Below are 16,213 nucleotides of genomic sequence, written 5' to 3'. Positions count from 1 at the left end.
GTACCGTTTGTAAACTGTAAAAACTATAAAAATCCGCAAAAATATGTGACATTATTATTATCTATTCCTTCAAACATCATTCAGATCACAACGATAAAAACCTCATGCTCGCCGCATGAGGTTTTACAATAATGCATCAGCCTAATGAACGTTCTAAAAATACTTGCCATAAGCCTAATAAATAAGACAACATCAGCATCATAATAAATATGACGGAAACGCCGATCCACGCCGCCCGTTTTGAAGCGCCCGCTGCTTTTTGCAGTCCTACCGCCGCCAGCACATACGCCCAGATTGTAAAAACATCAAACATCTCCAGGACGCTCAGAAGAGGCTCCTCGGCCGGAATATATCCATCAAGCGATGAGAACGAAAACGCGATCTCAGAATTCGAAGCATAATACACCAAACCGATAATGACGTCTCTGATAACAGGTACAAATGTGGCAAAGACAGACAGAGACACCATGCAGGCAAAATTGGTGTTTCCGCCGCCTATTTTAGCAATCAGCCACAATACTAAAGCGCTGAGCACGAAGAATATGACAGACTGAAAAACATTACGGGCAGCCTCTAGTCCAGGATCTATATCCAAACCAAGAAACTCACTTAGTTCCCAACAAACAAGATAAACGGAAAAGGCGGATAACGCCAGCACGATGATCATCGGCAGCCAAATTGCGGGCCTTTCTCTCATTCTTTCAAACTGACGGACAGGGCTCGTGATGATACCGAACAGTGATGGTTTTTTTACTTGAGTTGCTGTTTCTATATTGGCTTCCACTCTAAAATTCCTCCTGTAATACCTCTTTCATAAAATAATGATCAATTTCACAGCACTTTTAAGTCTATCATTAATGTAAGAAAAGTATTTTTAAATTCAGTTTAATTTTCGCATACAAAAAAACCGCCTCTAAAGGCGGTTTCAGCGTGTCGACAAACTCTCGCATTTGTTGTCAGGCCTGCTAAGTCGGTGCTCACGAGTAGGAGCGGGTGTTTCAAAGTGACGACTATCGGCAGACGGGCTATATGCCGCTTTACTCATACCTCAATGCATCAATCGGATGAAGGCGGGCCGCTTTATTGGCCGGGATGAGGCCAAAGATAACCCCGATCGCCATGCTGAACAGGACGCCTCCGAGGACCACCTGCCAGGAAACGAGCGGCGGCCAACCGGCAAAAAACGATACAAGGGCTGCTCCGCCGTATCCGAGGCCGATGCCAAACACCCCGCCAATCAGCGTGATCAAAGACGATTCTATTAAAAATTGCATCAAAATCTGGCCTCTTGTTGCACCAAGCGATTTTCGAATCCCGATTTCCCTCGTCCGTTCCGTGACCGACACCAGCATAATATTCATGACACCGATCCCGCCAACGAGTAAAGAAATGCCTGCAATTGAGCCGATGAACATCGTCATAATTGTTGTAATCTGGCTGATTCCGGCCGCTATGGCCTCCATGTTCATCACTTCGTACGAGTCCGTAGTGCCGTGATTGTTGTTGACAGCCGCGGCAGCCTGCTTTCCGACGGCTTGCAGATGGTCTGCAGATTCAGCTTGAACGGAGACAGAGTCATAGTCGCTGATGCCGAAGGACGATTTTAACATTGAAAACGGAACATACATCTCATTCATCCCCAACGCAAGCAGCCCGGTTTCTTCTTTTAATACGCCGATGATTTCAACGGGCTGGCCATTTATCCATACGACGCGGCCGAGAGGCGACTGCTGAGAAAAAAGTTCTTCCGCAAGTTTTTGCGAGACGACGGCGACCCTGCTTCCGGCATTGTAATCCTCTTCTGAAAACTCTCTTCCCTTTTCGACTTCCATCGAGTTGATGCTGATATATCCGTCATTAATGCCGTTTACAGCGGCATCCGTTTTTTCATCCCGGAAGCGGACATTCATAGACTCGGTAGTTTTTGCAACGACATGCTTCACGCCTTCGAGTGACTTTAAACCTCTGATGTCTTCTTCGGTGAAGCCGGCGTCTAAATAGGCGTTGGGATTGGCCGTTAATTCTTCATTGCTGGGCTGATAATAGATTTCGACCGTGTTGCCGGGCCCGCTGATCGTCTGCTTGAGCATCTGCTCTCCTCCTTGCCCCGCTGCAACAACGACAATAACAGAGCCTACACCGATAATGATTCCGAGCATTGTTAAAATCGATCGCAGTTTGTGGGAAAGGATGGAACTTAACGCCATTCTCAAGTTTTCGATGAGATTCATTGCACCGTCCCCCTCCGCTCTGTTTCCGGCGAGACGATCACACCGTCCCTCACCATGATGATCCGGCTTGTATAATCTGCAATCTCCGGTTCGTGGGTGACGAGCACCACCGTCGTTCCTTCCTCATTCAATTCGGTGAATTGCTCCATGATGTCCCGGCTTGTTTTCGTATCGAGCGCTCCGGTCGGTTCATCAGCCAATATCAGCTTCGGTTCATTGACGATCGCTCTTGCGATGGCTACACGCTGTTTTTGGCCGCCGGAAAGCTCGTTCGGCAAATGGCGCATTCTGTCCTTGAGCCCGACTTTTTCAAGCGCCCGTTCGGCCCGCTCCCGCCGCTCTTTTCTTGGAATGCCGGAGTAAATCATCGGAAGCTCCACATTCTTTATGGTATTCAGTCTCGGCAGAAGCTGAAACTGCTGAAAAACAAAACCGATTAAACGGTTTCTGACGCCGGCAAGCTCCCTTTCGCCATATGATGAAATATCCTCGCCGTCCAACCTGTAAATACCCGATGTCGGGCGGTCAAGACAGCCGATAATGTTCATGATCGTCGATTTTCCAGAACCGGAAGGCCCCATGATGGACAGGTATTCACCCGGCTCAATTTTCATATTGATCTCCCTGAGAACATCAATGGTTTCCCCTCCGATTTGGTAGCTTTTTTTCACGCGGGAAAGCTCAATCATTGAAGCTTCACTTCCGTTCCGCTTTTCATGTCCTCGGCCGGGTTTGCGATAACCCGGTCCTTGTTCGTCAGACCGCCGGTAATTTCAACGACGCCATCTGCTTTCTCGCCGGTTTTGACATTGATCCTTTTCGCTTTTCCGTTTCTGACGGCATACACGTATGATTGATCATCATCCTGCATGACGGCATCTTCAGGAAGAGCCTGAATGGTTCTTTTGTCCGTCTGGATTTTGAGAATCATATTGAAGCCGGGCTTTGCTTTAGGACGCTCCCCTTTTATTTTGACTTCAAACGGATATTGAACAGCTTGTTCCTTTCCTCCCGCAGCACCTGCAGACGTCTCTTCTTCGGGAACCAATCCGACTTGTGAGATTCTGCCCCGCCACTCTTTATTTTGGATGACATCCGACGTGATGGTCACGTTCTGTCCCTTTTTCACTTTCAATGTGTCATACTCTGACAGCACGCCTTTAACGACAAGCTTGTCCTCGTTACCTATATGTATAACAGGCTTTTGAATATCCGATTGCTTTAAGGCGGCTTGTTTATCAACGGTGATCACTGTCCCGTCAATGCTGCTTTTCACTTGCAGCGCTGCCGATTTTTTCTCGAGCGTTTCCTTTTGCAGGTCGGCTTGTTTCAGTTCAAGCTGAAGCGATTTTTCTTCCATTTCAAGCTGGGACCGTTCGTCATCCATTTGCCTTTTGGCTTTTTCCGCTCCCAGCTCAGCCTTTAGCTCGTCTTCCTTGCTTTTTAGGCTGCTGATTTTTCGCTTTACCTGTTCAAGCTGGAGTTCCTTCGATTGAATGGATAAAGCATTCTGTTCTTTTTCCAGGCGAATTTCTTCGTTCGTATAGGTGAAAAGCACATCTCCATTTTTCACCTTGTCGCCTTCTTTTACTTTGATGTCGGCAATTTTTCCTTTTTCAGGTTCAAAATATTCGTATTGTTCGTTGGCAAACTTTAGGGTACCCGGAACCATGACTTCAGAAGAAATCTCTTTCTCTTCCAATTTCACGGTTTGGACCGCTGTTTCAGCCCCTCCGCCCGTTTGCACCGAGCGGTAGAGGTTGAGTCCGATAAAAAGCGCAGCAGCCCCAACAATGATAATGCCGATCCATATTTTTTTCATTTACATTGCTCCTTCAAATGTATCGAAGAAATTCATCGCGATTCCGGCTGTTAATGCGAGCAGAATGGAGATCGCAAATAAAATAATCACACCGGTCCAAGCCGCTTTTTTGGAGATTCCCCCAACCTTTTGAAGCCCCAGGGCAACCAATGCGAGCGACCAGATTGTGAAAATATCAAATACACCCAATACCGATTTGAGCGGCTCGTCTGCCGGGATGATTCCGCTTAAGGACGTGACGCCGATCGTGGGATCAATATTTGAATAATAGATCACAAGTCCGCCTATGAATTGCCCGATAGCCACAATAAAATGCGTAAAAACAGACAGCGAAAACATGTGAACAAAATTGGTTGTTCCTCTTCCGATTTTGACAATCAGCCAATAGATTAAAGCGCTGATCAGCATGGCGATCACAGAACCGAAAATCCCGCCGATGATGCTCAACCCCTTCATAGCGGCTTGAAATGCTTCAGCATCCGGCATTTCTGCTAAATCGGCAGATAGCGGTATTTTTTGACTGAGCATATACCCTGCGGTAACCGACAAGATTAAAACAATAACAAGCGGAAACCAGACAGCCGGCTTTTCTCTCATTCTCTCAAACTGTTCTCCGGGATAGGTAATCAATCCGAACAATGACGGATTTTTTACTTTTTCAGTTTCTAAATGCGTTTCCATATGTATCCCCCTTAAAAAATGAATTACCAGTTTATACGCAAAATGGACTAAAATGTTTCACATCTGTTCTCAAAAAAATGCCCCGGCCGCATACTAAAGCGTACGGCCGCGGACGGTTTTAGTTTAGTTCCGCTGAAACATTTGATACTGCGCTTTCACCAGCTCATAATACATTCCACGTTTTTCGATTAACTCCTGGTGATTTCCTTCCTCTATTTTCCGGCCGTGGTCAAGAACCAGGATTTTATCCGCATCCCTTATCGTTGAAAGCCTGTGAGCGATCATAATAGCCGTTCTGCCATGGAGCAGGGTTTTCAATGCAGCCTGAATCTTGACTTCCGTTTCTGTGTCAATACTTGCGGTTGCTTCATCAAGGATCAGAATGCGGGGGTCTGCCAGGAGAGCCCTCGCAAATGAAATGAGCTGCCGCTCACCTGCCGATAATACATTGCCGCGTTCTTCCACTTCTGTGGCGTATCCATTCGGAAGCGCTGAAATAAACGAATCGGCCCCGACAGCTTTTGCTGCTTCGATCACTTCTTCATCGGCGGCGTTCGGACGGCCAAAACGAATATTTTCCATAATCGTTCCCGAAAAAATAAATGTATCCTGCAACACGATGCTGATTTGCGAACGTAGATCGGAAAGCGAGATATCGGTAATCGGTATTCCGTCCACTTTGACAGTCCCGCCTGTTGCATCGTAAAACCTGCTGATCAGATTCGCGATCGTCGTCTTCCCTGAACCTGTATGTCCGACAAGCGCGAGCGATGTTCCCGCCGGCACCTCAAATGAAATGCTGTGCAGCGCCTTGCGATTCCCGTCATAAGAAAATTCCACCTGTTCAAATTCGATCCGGCCTTTTAATTCTTTTATTTTGACCGCATCTTCCTTGTCTGCAACACTCGGTTTTTCATCCAGAAATTCAAATATCCTCTCCGACGAAGCCATTCCCATCAACAGCTGGTTGTAGACTTGGCCGAGCCTTGAAATCGGCTCCCAGAACATTCCGAGATAGAAGGCGAACGAGACAAATACACCGATCGTAATCGTTTCATTGATGATTAAGCTTGTGCCGTACCAGATTAAAATGGCCGTTCCGACGGCGTTTGTCATTTCTACAAGCGGGCGGAATGTCGCATTTTTTTTCGTCGCTTCCCGCCAGGCTTCAAAGTTCTCGCTGTTGACGCCTTCAAAATACATCATATTCTCTTTTTCTTGCGTAAATGCCTGAGTGACCCGGATGCCTTGAATGCTTTCATTCAAATGGGAATTCAGCTTAGACTGCTTTAAGCGCACCTTTTGCCAGGATCGCCGGATTTTCCTTCTGAGATTGGTAGAAATGAAGAACATAACAGGCAGCGTCACCATGATGGCGATGGTCAGCTCAGGACTGAGCGAAAACAGAATGACGATAATGCCAAAGAGGAGCAGAATATCCATCAAAAGATTGATGACTCCGCTCGTAAACAATTCCTGCAGAGAATTGATGTCATTCATGATCCGGACAAGGATGGAACCTGCCGAACGCTCGTCGAAAAAGCGGTGCGACAGCCGCTGAACATGCGTAAACAAATGCTGTCTGAGATCATAAATGACATGCTGGCCAAGCTTGTTCATCCAGCGGATTCTCAGCACATTGCTAACATAATTGACCAGATATAATCCACTGATGACGGAGATCAGAATCACAAGAAGATTCATATCCCGGCCTGCGATTGCTTGGTCGAGCGCATAGACGCCGATCAAAATCGGCACCGTCAGCCGGATCGCCGCCGAGATCATGACCGTTAAAAACGACAGCGGCAGCAAATTTTTTCGGTAAGGCTTTAAATATTTGAGCAGCCTCCACATCTGTGCCCAGTTAAAAGGCTTTTCAATGATTTGGTCTGAAGTATAAAAAAACCGGTTCATCAACGTTTGTTTTTTCGCCTGATTTTCCATAACAAGAGCCTCCTATCCTGCAAAATGCGGCTCATTCAACACATTTTGATCTTTATACTGCAAATCAAAAATCCGTTTGTATAAACCGTTTTCTTCCATTAATTGTTCATGTGTTCCCCTTTCCTTTACAACGCCTTTATCGAGCACAAGGATTTCGTCGGCATGCTTTAAGGACGAGATTCTGTGAGCGATGATGAACGTCGTCCGATCCCGCATCACTTCCCGCAATGCAAGCTGAATGCGGTGCTCCGTTTCCATGTCAACGGCACTTGTCGAATCATCGAGGATGAGAATGCCCGGGTTCAGACAAATCGCTCTCGCAATCGCGATCCGCTGTTTTTGGCCTCCGGAAAGCCCGAGCCCCCTCTCGCCGAGCATCGTATCGTATTGGTTCGGAAGCTCCATGATAAAATCGTGCGCCTGGGCTCTTTTCGCGCTTTCGATGATCTCATCCATTGATGCATCAGGCTTTCCATAAGATATGTTTGACCTGATCGTTGATGAAAATAAAAACGATTCCTGCGGGACGATGCCGATATTGGAGCGCAGCATCTTTAATGAGTAGTGTTCAAGCGGCTTGCCGTCGATCGTGATCCGGCCGGATGTCGGCTCATAAAAGCGGCTCAGCAGTTGAATGATACTGCTCTTTCCTGACCCCGTCGCACCGATTAACCCGATCGTTTTGCCGCGCTCGGCTTGAAAAGACACTCCATGCAGTGCTTTAGCGTTTTCTTTTGTATATTGAAGGGAAACATCACTGAATACGACATCGCCGTTCAGTCTGCCGTTTTTCACCGCATGTCCGCTGTCGGTGATTTCCTCTTCGGCATCGAGAATTTCCAGCAGCCGCTCTCCTGATGCTTTCGCTTGTGAAAACAGGTTGATGACGTAACCCAGGTTCATGATCGGCCACATCAAGTAATTGACGAGACTGAAAAAAGCGACAAGCTCCCCCGGTTTTAAACTGTTTTGCATCACGAGCCAGCCGCCGAACGACAGCAGGGCAACGAGGCAAATATTGCCGATAAACTCCATTAGCGGAAAGAATTTCGACATGATAAACGAGGCGTTTAAGTTTTTATTTCGAAAATGATCATTTGAATGAGTAAAGTTTTGAATCTCAAAATCTTCTTTTGATAAAGATTTAACGGTATTCATGCCGCTGATATTTTCCTGAACTTTCGTATTTAAACGGGCGAAAGATTTTCTTATGTTTCGAAAAGCCGGATGCACTTTTTTATCAAACCTGTAGACAACCGCTCCTAAAAACGGCAGAGAAGCAATCGTTACCAGAGTCAGCGGCACAGAATAAGAAAACATGACAGACAGACTGAAGGTGACAAGCAGGATAAAGCGAATCGCCTCAGCAAAGCCGAAAGATAAAAAGAATCTGATGCCTTCGACGTCAGCCGTAAGCCTCGACATTAAATCTCCCGTTTTAGCGCTGTCATAATACTTGAACGGCAGACGCTGCAATTTCGCATACAGCTCTTTTCTTAACCGGTAAACCGAACGGATTCCGAACATATCTCCAAGATACTGATGAAAAAAAGTGGCTGCGCCCTTCGCCGCCATGACAGCGATGAACCCGAGGCTGATCCATATGACCAAACCGTACCTTCCGCCGAGAATCACTTCATCAATTGTCATTTGCAGAATAATCGGGTAAACAACAGTGATCGCCGTCATCAGAAGCATCGACACAAGCGACCACAAGAACATTTTTTTATAAGGCCAATAAAAATCTTTTAGTTTTTTAAGGGACTCCATTTGCACCAGCACCTTTCCAATTCATGTAAAACAAGGACACATCATCTAATATATCGGTTTGCGAAATAAAATTCTACCGATTTTAAAAAATTCAGACTTATTATGGAGTTTTCCTCCTTCTTCCGCTTGAAATAAAGCCTTTTTAAAATGTGACAGTCAATAAAAAATAGTTTCTTGTTGGCAAAGGAAATTTTTTGATGAATGAAGGAAGATGATGTAAAATAATAGAAAATGTTATCAAATTATGAATGACGGAGTTGATTGCAATGGCGAAAAGAGAGGCTTTAAAAAAACAGCTTCTCCTCTTAGGTGAATTGGAACAAAAAATCTGGAAGGACTTCCGGAAAGAACGCGAAGGGATTTACGCAAGGTTAGGAGAACTTGACAGACAAATCCAGCGACATAGACGTTCCACTAAAGAGTATTATGCAGCACATTGCGTAGACATTATTAAACAGCAAAAAGGAAAAATTGTAACGACAAAAGAACTGAAAATGAAACTGAAAGAAAGAACCAATTTTAACGTTCACCGTATTAGTGAGCTTTATGACTTGATTCAAAAATTAGAACCAAACATTTCGAAAGAACGGCGCGGCTGTTTTATTTATCTGGAAAACGCTTCGAAAAAAAACGTCGGTCGGTAACAGGCTCTATGCCTGAACCGACCGACGTTCTCAACCTCCGCTGACCGGGGGAATAAGAGCAACCGTATCTCCAGACTTAACCTCACTGTTTCCTCTTCTGTACACTTCGTTGACAGCGATCATCGCCCTGTCCGTTCCCTGAAGATTGTAAGTTTCTTTTAAAAACTGTCTGATGTCGTCTGTTGTCGTTTTTTCTTCATCTATATCAATGCTCTGCGCACCCGCTTGTTCGGCAAGCTGGGCAAACAGTAAAATTTTAATCAATGGTCAGCACCTCTTTTTCTGTCGGAAGCCGCTGCTTCCAAATCTGGTTTCCCTTCCGGGTATTCAGTTGTCTCAAGCTGGTCGCCGATCCAAGTCTCGCCGTCCTCCCAATGTTCTTTTTTCCAAATCGGCACGATTTGCTTTATCCTTTCGATCGCATATTCGTTCGCTTCATAGGCCGCTTTCCGGTGAGGTGACGACACCGCGATCACAACGGCCGCGTCAGAGATGTCCAGCCTGCCGATGCGATGGGTAATTGCTGCAGCTGTACCAGGCCATTTTTCATTGATTTCTTTCCCGATCTGAGCAAGCATGCTGACCGCCATTGGAACATATGCTTCATATTCGAGATAGAGTGTCTTTTTTCCATTTGTCCATTCTCTCACTGTTCCGATAAACGTCGTGATAGCGCCAGCTTCCCTTCTTTCAACTTTTTTGACGATATCTTCGATGACAATCGGCTCTTTTGTTATAACAAATCGTTCAGACAAACGCCTTCCTCCTTTAGATGATTCAGAATAAAAGCCACGGCGCTCGGGTCTTCAATATGAAAGGCTGGAACATCCGTTTTCGGCTCGCTCTTTTGATAAATGACGGCGATGATGCCGTCCAATTCCTCCAAGAGCTGACAGTCCGCTTCGTTTCTGACGATGACAACTTTTTGATATGGCGCATGTTTAAATCCTTCGATGAGCAGACACTCAACCGCTAAAACCCCGTAAGCAGCAATCAGTTGATCAAGCGTCCACTCGCCGCGCGCCGTCAGCTGAAAAACGCCTGCTCCTTCGACGCCGGACGCAGCCGCTCCGGCCCGAAAAAAGCGGTCGGAATCCTTTCCCTCGGCGAAAACATCCGGTTCTCCTCCATGTCCGTGGTGTTTCAGGCAGCCGATCTTGACTCCGAGCTGATCGAGCTTTTCCGCCAGTTTTTCAACGAACGTCGTTTTGCCGCTGTTTTGGTACCCTACGATCTGGAGGATTGGAAAATGTGCGGCCACAGCTCTTCACTTCCGTTCTCATCCCGGTATAAAAGAACATGCACTCTTGCCCCTGCCTCATAGCCTCTCGTTCCGCCCGGCAAAACCATCAGCGCATTGGCATCTGCCAGCGACGTGACGGCGCTCGATTTATCCAGGCCGACAGGCTCCGCATGAAGCGCGCCGTCTTTAATGGATACAAACGAGCGGACAAATCTTGTAAACGGATTAGGCTTTGGAAAATCCTTGCTTAAAACCGCTTCTGCACATAAAGAGTACGGCTTTTGGTGATGCAGCCAGGTGCGCAGGGACGGTTTGACAAACAGCTCAAATCCAACGAAGCAGGCTGACGGGTTCCCGGAAAGCCCAAACAGCAATTTGCCGTTTAATTGAGCAACAGTCGTTACACTTCCCGGACGCATCGCCACTTTATTAAACAGGACCTCGGCACCGAGCTTTTCGTAAATTGCCGGCAGAAAATCAAAGTCCCCTACGGACACCCCTCCGGTCGTAATCAGAAAATCCACCTTGTCCAAAGCTTTTTCAACAGCTGCAAAGCTTTCGTCAAATCGATCAGAAATCTTCCCTAAATAAAGGGGGGTTCCGCCTGCTTCTTCAACCTGGGCTGCCGCCATACCTGCATTGCTGTTGCGGATTTTTCCGGGAACGAGGGGATCGCTGACATTCAGGAGCTCCGTTCCGGTGGCAATGATGCCCACCACAGGCTTTTTGACTGCAGGTACCGCTGCATATCCGAATGTTGCAAGCAAAGCGACGACACCCGGCGTGATCCGGGTTCCTTTCTTCACAAGAACTGATCCTTTTCTCGCATCTTCTCCGGTTTTTGAAATATTTTCTCCCGGCTCTAATGAGCGCTTTAACACCATATAGTTTTTACCGTCTTCTGAGAAGGTTTTTGTCAGCTCAAGCATGACTACCGCATCAGCACTCTCCGGAATCTGCGCACCGGTCATAATTCTGACAGCTTGAAAAGGACCGAGCGTTTTACCTGACACGGCTCCGGCTCCAATGTGATCAACCACCTCGAATTGCAGCGGATTTTCCCGCGAAGCACCGGCGGTATCGCAAGCTCGGACAGCAAAGCCATCGTACGGCGAACGGTCAAAAGCGGGTACGTCGTGATCAGCCTTTACATCTTCGGCTAAAAATCTATGAAGACTCTCCTCAAGGTGGATCCACTCTGTATCTCCCTGCTTCCAGTGCCGAGAGACACGCGCAGCGGCTTCAAAAACTGGAATGGGCGTTCTTTTTTCAATCATTAAAAAAACCTCCTGTTGTTACATTCCGATGACTCTCGCCAATATGGAGTTGGCTTCTTTTATATCATTTGTGCCGTGAACAAGGGCTCTTCCATCGTTAAATATGACGATTCTGAATGTCTCGTATTGTACATGCAGCAAATAATCATTCGCATCCACTTTTCCGATGCCCGAAAGTTTTTTCATGAGTTCCTCTTTAGGCAGCCGTTTTAACATATCGCTGCGAATTTGGACGGTCTCTCTTCCGCACAGCACGTCGGCTTTTTTTTGGCTCATGTTGCTGAGAAAAGGATAAACCGGCGTTTCTCCGCACGAAGGACATGTCTCATTGCGGCCGATCTCCATTCGGAAGTGGGTGTTCGCCCATAAATCAAACGTGACAAAAGCGGTTTCAAGCGCATCTTGGTTGTCCGTTAAGATTTTTAAAATTTCAGCTTGCTGATAAGCCGACACCATTTGAACGGCCGGCGAAATAATCCCCGACGTGTCGCATGTAGCCCCGCCAATCGGAACATCTTCAAACAGGCAGGCAAGGCATGGCGTTTTTTTAGGAATAATCGTCATATACATGCCCTGACTGCTGACACAAGCGCCGTAAACCCACGGAGTGCCCGTCTCTTGCGCAAGGTCATTGATGATCATGCGGGTCTCAAAGTTATCCGTTGCATCGATGACAGCATCCGCTTCTTTGATCAGCGGTCTGAGTGTTTCCACGGTGCCGTCTGCAACATATGTACGAAGCTCAACATCGCGATTGATCTGGGAAAGACGTTCTTTGGCGGCTGCCGCTTTCGGAAGCCTTTTCTCCGCGTCTTTCTCTGTGTAGAGCTGCTGCCTTTGCAGGTTGCTCCATTCCACATAATCGCGGTCTATAATAGACAGTGTACCGATGCCTGCGCGCACTAGCCCCTCGGCAGCCGACGTGCCGAGCGCCCCGGCTCCGACGATCAAAACATGGCTCTGCCTGATTCTGTCCTGACCCGCCTGTCCGATGTTTTGATATCTGATTTGTCTTGAATACCGTTCATGCATCAGGATGATCCCCTTTACTTCCTTTTCTATATCATATCATTTTTCCGTCTGCTGTTTTTTGAAAAACACTTTCCGAAAAACCCTTGCAATCTATAATAAAATATTTCATCCCGGAAAGAACGGTTCTATTTTATCTAAATCCGACTTTTTATTGACATTTATAAATTCCCACGGCTCTGCCCCGACCGTATCAGCTTCAATGTACTTGACGCGGATGCGGTCGAGGAAACTGCTGATCTTCAGCTCGTTCTGCTGAAGCTGTTCGAGGAGGACGGATTTCACCCTTCTGCTGTAGACAGCAACAAGCGGCTGCGCCCTTCCGTCTGCAACCGGCACGACGGCGTCATCCGCTGGGGTCATCTGCCGTTTTAAAGCCGAGATTGTCTCCTTCCGGACAAGCGGAGTATCACAAGCCGAAAAAATATAGCATTCCCCTTCCGCCCGCTCCATGGCCGTGTACATACCGGCAAGCGGCCCTTTTCCTCTGAACGGTTCGAGATCTTCCAGCACCGCTTTTTCCCCGAGTTCTATAAACCGCTCCGTCAAGCCCGGACGGCTCAATATCAGGACGTCGTCTCCCAGCGCCTGTTTGCACCATTGATAAAGCGGCTTATCTTTCCAGCGGGCAAACGCCTTCGGTTCCCCAAAACGGCGCGAAAGTCCCCCTGATAATATGACATGTATTTCTTTCATGCAGCTCAACCTTCCTTCACGTGTTCCTGCCTGCGAACATCATAGCAAAACTTTAGAAATCCGAACAAGTCTGTAAAATCTCTTTTTCAAAAGGCATGCCGGGTTTCATTTATGCATATTGTAGTTGTAACATCAATAGGGGGCTGGTCACCATGAAAAAAACATCGGGTTCGCTGCCTTATTTTCATGATTTATCACAGGAAAACCTTTTTTTAAAAGGGGAGCTGGCAAGGTCACATCAATTGATACACGAGCTTGAAGCAAGCTATTTTCATCAGAAAAATCATAAGCTCAGCCGGGAAAACGCAGCGATGAAGCAGCAGCTTCAGCAGCTGTCAATCGAACTGGAGCGGGTTTCGGCAAACAAGGAAGATGAGTCGGCCGAAACGCTCAACCGGATAAAAAGCGAACTGCTGGGTAAAATCGTTGTTCTTCAGGAGCTCCTTCAAAAAGAAACCTATGCAAGAAAACAAGAGATAGAAGAAAAGCACCGCCTTCATTTAACAAATGTAAAAGCCGAAGAAGAGAAAAAAAGCTTACATAGCCAAATAGAATATGAAAAGCTTCATGCGGAAAAAGAAAAAACGCTGAGGGAAAAAAAGGAGCAGGAGCTCAAAAACGCTGCACACGAAAATGCCCGCCTGAAAGACGAACTTCATGCTAAAAGTCTTCAGCTCAAACAAATCGAAACAGATGTTGCGGTATTAAAAGAGCGGGTGACAGAAACGAAAAACCGCCTTTTGAAGGCTGAAAAAACAAAAGAAGCGCTGTTTTACGAAACGATTCTATCCTATAAAAGGCAGCTCGATGAAAGTGATAAGTGGATCGCTTCTCATTTTGCCGATATTGATACATCTCAGCAGACGGAGAAAGCGCTTGAACAAAACGAAGAGCTTTTTGAACGGTCAGAACAGATCGAGGCGGTACTTCAAACAGTTACGGAGCAAGTTGATCAGCTCCAACAGCAATTGAGCGTCATCAAACAAAATGATGCGAAAATGGATCAGAAAATAACTGAATGGAAAAAACAGACGAAAGAAGAAACAACCCCGCAAAAATGGGTCTATCAAATTAAACGTAAAGACAAAGAAACAAAACCTTTAAATTGAATGCCACTTTAAGGGATAATTTGGATTTTACAAAAAACCGCTTGAGTCGATTGTCTCAAGCAGTTGATTAGGGCGGCGGCGTATATAGCGGCCGCCTTAGTGTTCCTCAAAATGGAAACGCTATCTGGAAAAGCAAGGGTTTGACTATTGCTGCTCTGTCTCGGTAGAAATCTCACCCTCTAATATATATTGACCGCGGTATGGTTTTTTGACTTCCGGGTACATTTTAATCAGGCTTTGCATAAAGGTTGTCATATTAGGGATCTCAAGTCCGCTCTCTTTTTCGATTTCTTTTTGAAGTTCGGAGCTTTTGATGGCCGCATTATGGCGTTTTAATGTTTTAATCGCCGCTTCACGCAGTTTTGCAGCTTTTGAGCCTGGACGTGCTGTACCCCTTCTGCGCCTTGTCGTTCCATCTGGAATTCCGGCAGGCAGTGAGGAGGTTTGCGGAGAAGTCTGCTGCTGATTCTTTTGAGATGCTTGCGGCTGCTGCTGTTGCTGCTGATAGCTCTTCATCTCCTGCGCAGCTAATTCAGCTAAAACAGGGAGAGATTCCGTTTTACGCTCCGGGCGAAAATCTTTTTTTGTATCATTAAAGCTGGATGGACGATCCAATTCACGCAGCTTTGCATATATATTATCCCGCTCAATTTGATACTCCCTAATCACCTTAACCTCAGCCTCATTCAGCTGCTCCAATCTTAAACGCAATGCTTCCCTCTCGTTAAACATACCGTTTATACCCTCCTATCAGAATAAATAAACCTTCCAATAAAAATATTAGATTACCAAACTAATTTTATCAACTATTTTTTCGTTTTTCTACTGTTGCTTTTCGTTAAGAAAATAGAACTAAATTTCCGGAAAACTTGAAGCCTAAGGAGTTTTTGAAGCATTTCGGCCTACTCTAAACCCATTGTCGAAAAATGGTAAATAATGAAGGAACATAGAAAATTACTTTTCAATGAAACATAATTTAGGAATAGACTCTACTGTTTAATCATGATGGAAAGTGTGAAATATCAATGATTAATCCGGCTTATAAATCCAGAATATTCAAAATTTCCAGATTTTACTTGTCGAATTCACAGTCTGTTGTGTACGGGGAAAGTCAGAAATACTCCTGAAACAAAAACAGGACATAAGACTCATCAAATGAAATAAACAGTGTCTAATGATCCATTTGTCGAAAGAGGCGGATAGAGGAAATTTTTTTGTTTTTTTTGCGATGAGGAGCCGAATAAATAAAAAACCCCATGAAAACGGGGCTTTTCAATTTTATTCAGCAGACTGTTCTGTTTCGGCAAGAACACGGTTTACACGTTTTTCGAGCATTTTCATCCCGCTTCCTCCAGCTTGAAAATGGCGAAGCTGGCCTGTTTTATCAAAAACGTAATAAGCCGGGACATATTCATTTTCGAAAGCGTCAGTCAGCTTATGGTCGCTGTCAACAAAAACAGGCTGAGTAATATCATGTTCAGCGGCAACCTCTTTGATTTTATTCAGGTCTAAATCGTCTTCTGAACGCGGCATATGCACGGCCACCACGTTTAGTTTATCGCTGTAGCGGTCGCGGAATTCATTGACTTGCGGCATCGCCTCTTTGCACAAGTGGCAGCTGATCGACCAAAAATGAATTAATGTCGGCTTTTCTCCGATAAGCTGCTTTTTTGTCACTTCTCCGTTTAACCACTCTTTTGCGCCGGTCAGTTCCGGCATAGGCTGGCGTAATTTCATGATTTTTCCTCCATTGTCATTTTTGTCGAT

17 protein-coding genes are annotated in these 16,213 nt (G+C 46.0%); 2 read left to right on the top strand and 15 right to left on the bottom strand.

Annotated features, from left to right (window positions below):
- Positions 1–136 precede the first annotated feature (136 nt).
- The 7 genes from MHI30_RS07930 to MHI30_RS07900 form a co-directional block, all read right to left on the bottom strand.
- Positions 137–784 carry a Yip1 family protein gene (locus MHI30_RS07930; protein ID WP_075753046.1) on the bottom strand — a complete coding sequence of 216 codons (648 nt, stop codon included), beginning with the start codon at positions 782–784 and terminating at the stop codon, positions 137–139.
- Positions 785–1,037: 253 nt separating this feature from the next.
- A complete protein-coding gene (locus MHI30_RS07925; RefSeq protein ID WP_075753048.1) occupies positions 1,038–2,231 on the bottom strand; it encodes an ABC transporter permease in 1,194 nt (397 codons plus the stop codon).
- The gene (locus tag MHI30_RS07920; protein WP_075753050.1) at positions 2,228–2,920 is read right to left on the bottom strand and encodes an ABC transporter ATP-binding protein; all 693 of its coding nucleotides are present in this window, start codon (positions 2,918–2,920) and stop codon (positions 2,228–2,230) included. Before MHI30_RS07920 ends, MHI30_RS07925 begins: the two co-directional genes overlap by 4 nt.
- On the bottom strand, positions 2,917–4,053 hold the full coding sequence (locus MHI30_RS07915; RefSeq protein ID WP_075753052.1) for an efflux RND transporter periplasmic adaptor subunit: 1,137 nt from the start codon (positions 4,051–4,053) through the stop codon (positions 2,917–2,919). Before MHI30_RS07915 ends, MHI30_RS07920 begins: the two co-directional genes overlap by 4 nt.
- The gene (locus MHI30_RS07910; protein WP_075753054.1) at positions 4,054–4,734 is read right to left on the bottom strand and encodes a Yip1 family protein; all 681 of its coding nucleotides are present in this window, start codon (positions 4,732–4,734) and stop codon (positions 4,054–4,056) included.
- Between the two features lie 123 nt (positions 4,735–4,857).
- Positions 4,858–6,678, bottom strand: coding sequence for an ABC transporter ATP-binding protein (locus tag MHI30_RS07905; RefSeq protein WP_075753056.1), 1,821 nt, complete (start codon positions 6,676–6,678; stop codon positions 4,858–4,860).
- A gap of 12 nt (positions 6,679–6,690) precedes the next feature.
- Positions 6,691–8,448 (bottom strand): ABC transporter ATP-binding protein, encoded by a 1,758-nt coding sequence (locus MHI30_RS07900; protein ID WP_075753057.1) that lies wholly within the window; start codon positions 8,446–8,448, stop codon positions 6,691–6,693.
- A 266-nt stretch (positions 8,449–8,714) separates the two neighbouring features.
- Between MHI30_RS07900 and MHI30_RS07895 the strand changes: the two genes are divergently transcribed.
- Positions 8,715–9,092, top strand: coding sequence for a hypothetical protein (locus MHI30_RS07895; protein WP_075753058.1), 378 nt, complete (start codon positions 8,715–8,717; stop codon positions 9,090–9,092).
- 30 nt (positions 9,093–9,122) lie between these two features.
- On the opposite strand, the gene moaD is transcribed toward MHI30_RS07895, so the two are convergent.
- From moaD to MHI30_RS07865, 6 genes are all read right to left on the bottom strand, one after another.
- Entirely contained in the window at positions 9,123–9,356 is a 234-nt protein-coding gene (gene moaD / locus MHI30_RS07890) for a molybdopterin converting factor subunit 1 (RefSeq protein WP_075753059.1), read from the bottom strand.
- On the bottom strand, positions 9,353–9,847 hold the full coding sequence (locus MHI30_RS07885; protein WP_075753060.1) for a molybdenum cofactor biosynthesis protein MoaE: 495 nt from the start codon (positions 9,845–9,847) through the stop codon (positions 9,353–9,355). The genes moaD and MHI30_RS07885 overlap by 4 nt, the downstream gene beginning before the upstream one ends.
- A complete protein-coding gene (gene mobB, locus MHI30_RS07880; RefSeq protein WP_075753061.1) occupies positions 9,826–10,353 on the bottom strand; it encodes a molybdopterin-guanine dinucleotide biosynthesis protein B in 528 nt (175 codons plus the stop codon). The genes MHI30_RS07885 and mobB overlap by 22 nt, the downstream gene beginning before the upstream one ends.
- Positions 10,320–11,612, bottom strand: a complete 1,293-nt coding sequence (gene glp, locus MHI30_RS07875) for a gephyrin-like molybdotransferase Glp (RefSeq protein ID WP_075753062.1) — start codon at positions 11,610–11,612, stop codon at positions 10,320–10,322. The genes mobB and glp overlap by 34 nt, the downstream gene beginning before the upstream one ends.
- Before the next feature lie 18 nt (positions 11,613–11,630).
- A complete protein-coding gene (locus MHI30_RS07870) occupies positions 11,631–12,644 on the bottom strand; it encodes a molybdopterin-synthase adenylyltransferase MoeB (protein ID WP_075753063.1) in 1,014 nt (337 codons plus the stop codon).
- Between the two features lie 105 nt (positions 12,645–12,749).
- Positions 12,750–13,337 carry a molybdenum cofactor guanylyltransferase gene (locus MHI30_RS07865; RefSeq protein WP_075753064.1) on the bottom strand — a complete coding sequence of 196 codons (588 nt, stop codon included), beginning with the start codon at positions 13,335–13,337 and terminating at the stop codon, positions 12,750–12,752.
- 152 nt (positions 13,338–13,489) lie between these two features.
- Between MHI30_RS07865 and MHI30_RS07860 the strand changes: the two genes are divergently transcribed.
- Positions 13,490–14,446 carry a sporulation protein gene (locus tag MHI30_RS07860; protein WP_075753065.1) on the top strand — a complete coding sequence of 319 codons (957 nt, stop codon included), beginning with the start codon at positions 13,490–13,492 and terminating at the stop codon, positions 14,444–14,446.
- A gap of 144 nt (positions 14,447–14,590) precedes the next feature.
- Here the strand turns inward: MHI30_RS07860 and rok are convergent, their stop codons facing one another.
- Together rok and MHI30_RS07850 are read right to left on the bottom strand one after the other, a co-directional pair.
- Entirely contained in the window at positions 14,591–15,178 is a 588-nt protein-coding gene (rok, locus tag MHI30_RS07855) for a transcriptional regulator Rok (RefSeq protein WP_020451209.1), read from the bottom strand.
- 546 nt (positions 15,179–15,724) lie between these two features.
- Positions 15,725–16,183: a redoxin domain-containing protein gene (locus tag MHI30_RS07850; protein WP_075753066.1), complete on the bottom strand. Its 459-nt coding sequence runs from the start codon at positions 16,181–16,183 to the stop codon at positions 15,725–15,727.
- Positions 16,184–16,213 lie beyond the last annotated feature (30 nt).

Origin of the sequence: Bacillus sp. FSL L8-0528 (genome assembly GCF_038593085.1) — a bacterium.
Classification (GTDB): Bacteria; Bacillota; Bacilli; order Bacillales; family Bacillaceae; genus Bacillus; species Bacillus paralicheniformis.
Note: the sequence above shows the minus strand (reverse complement) of the source record. Positions and strands in the feature narration are given on the sequence as shown.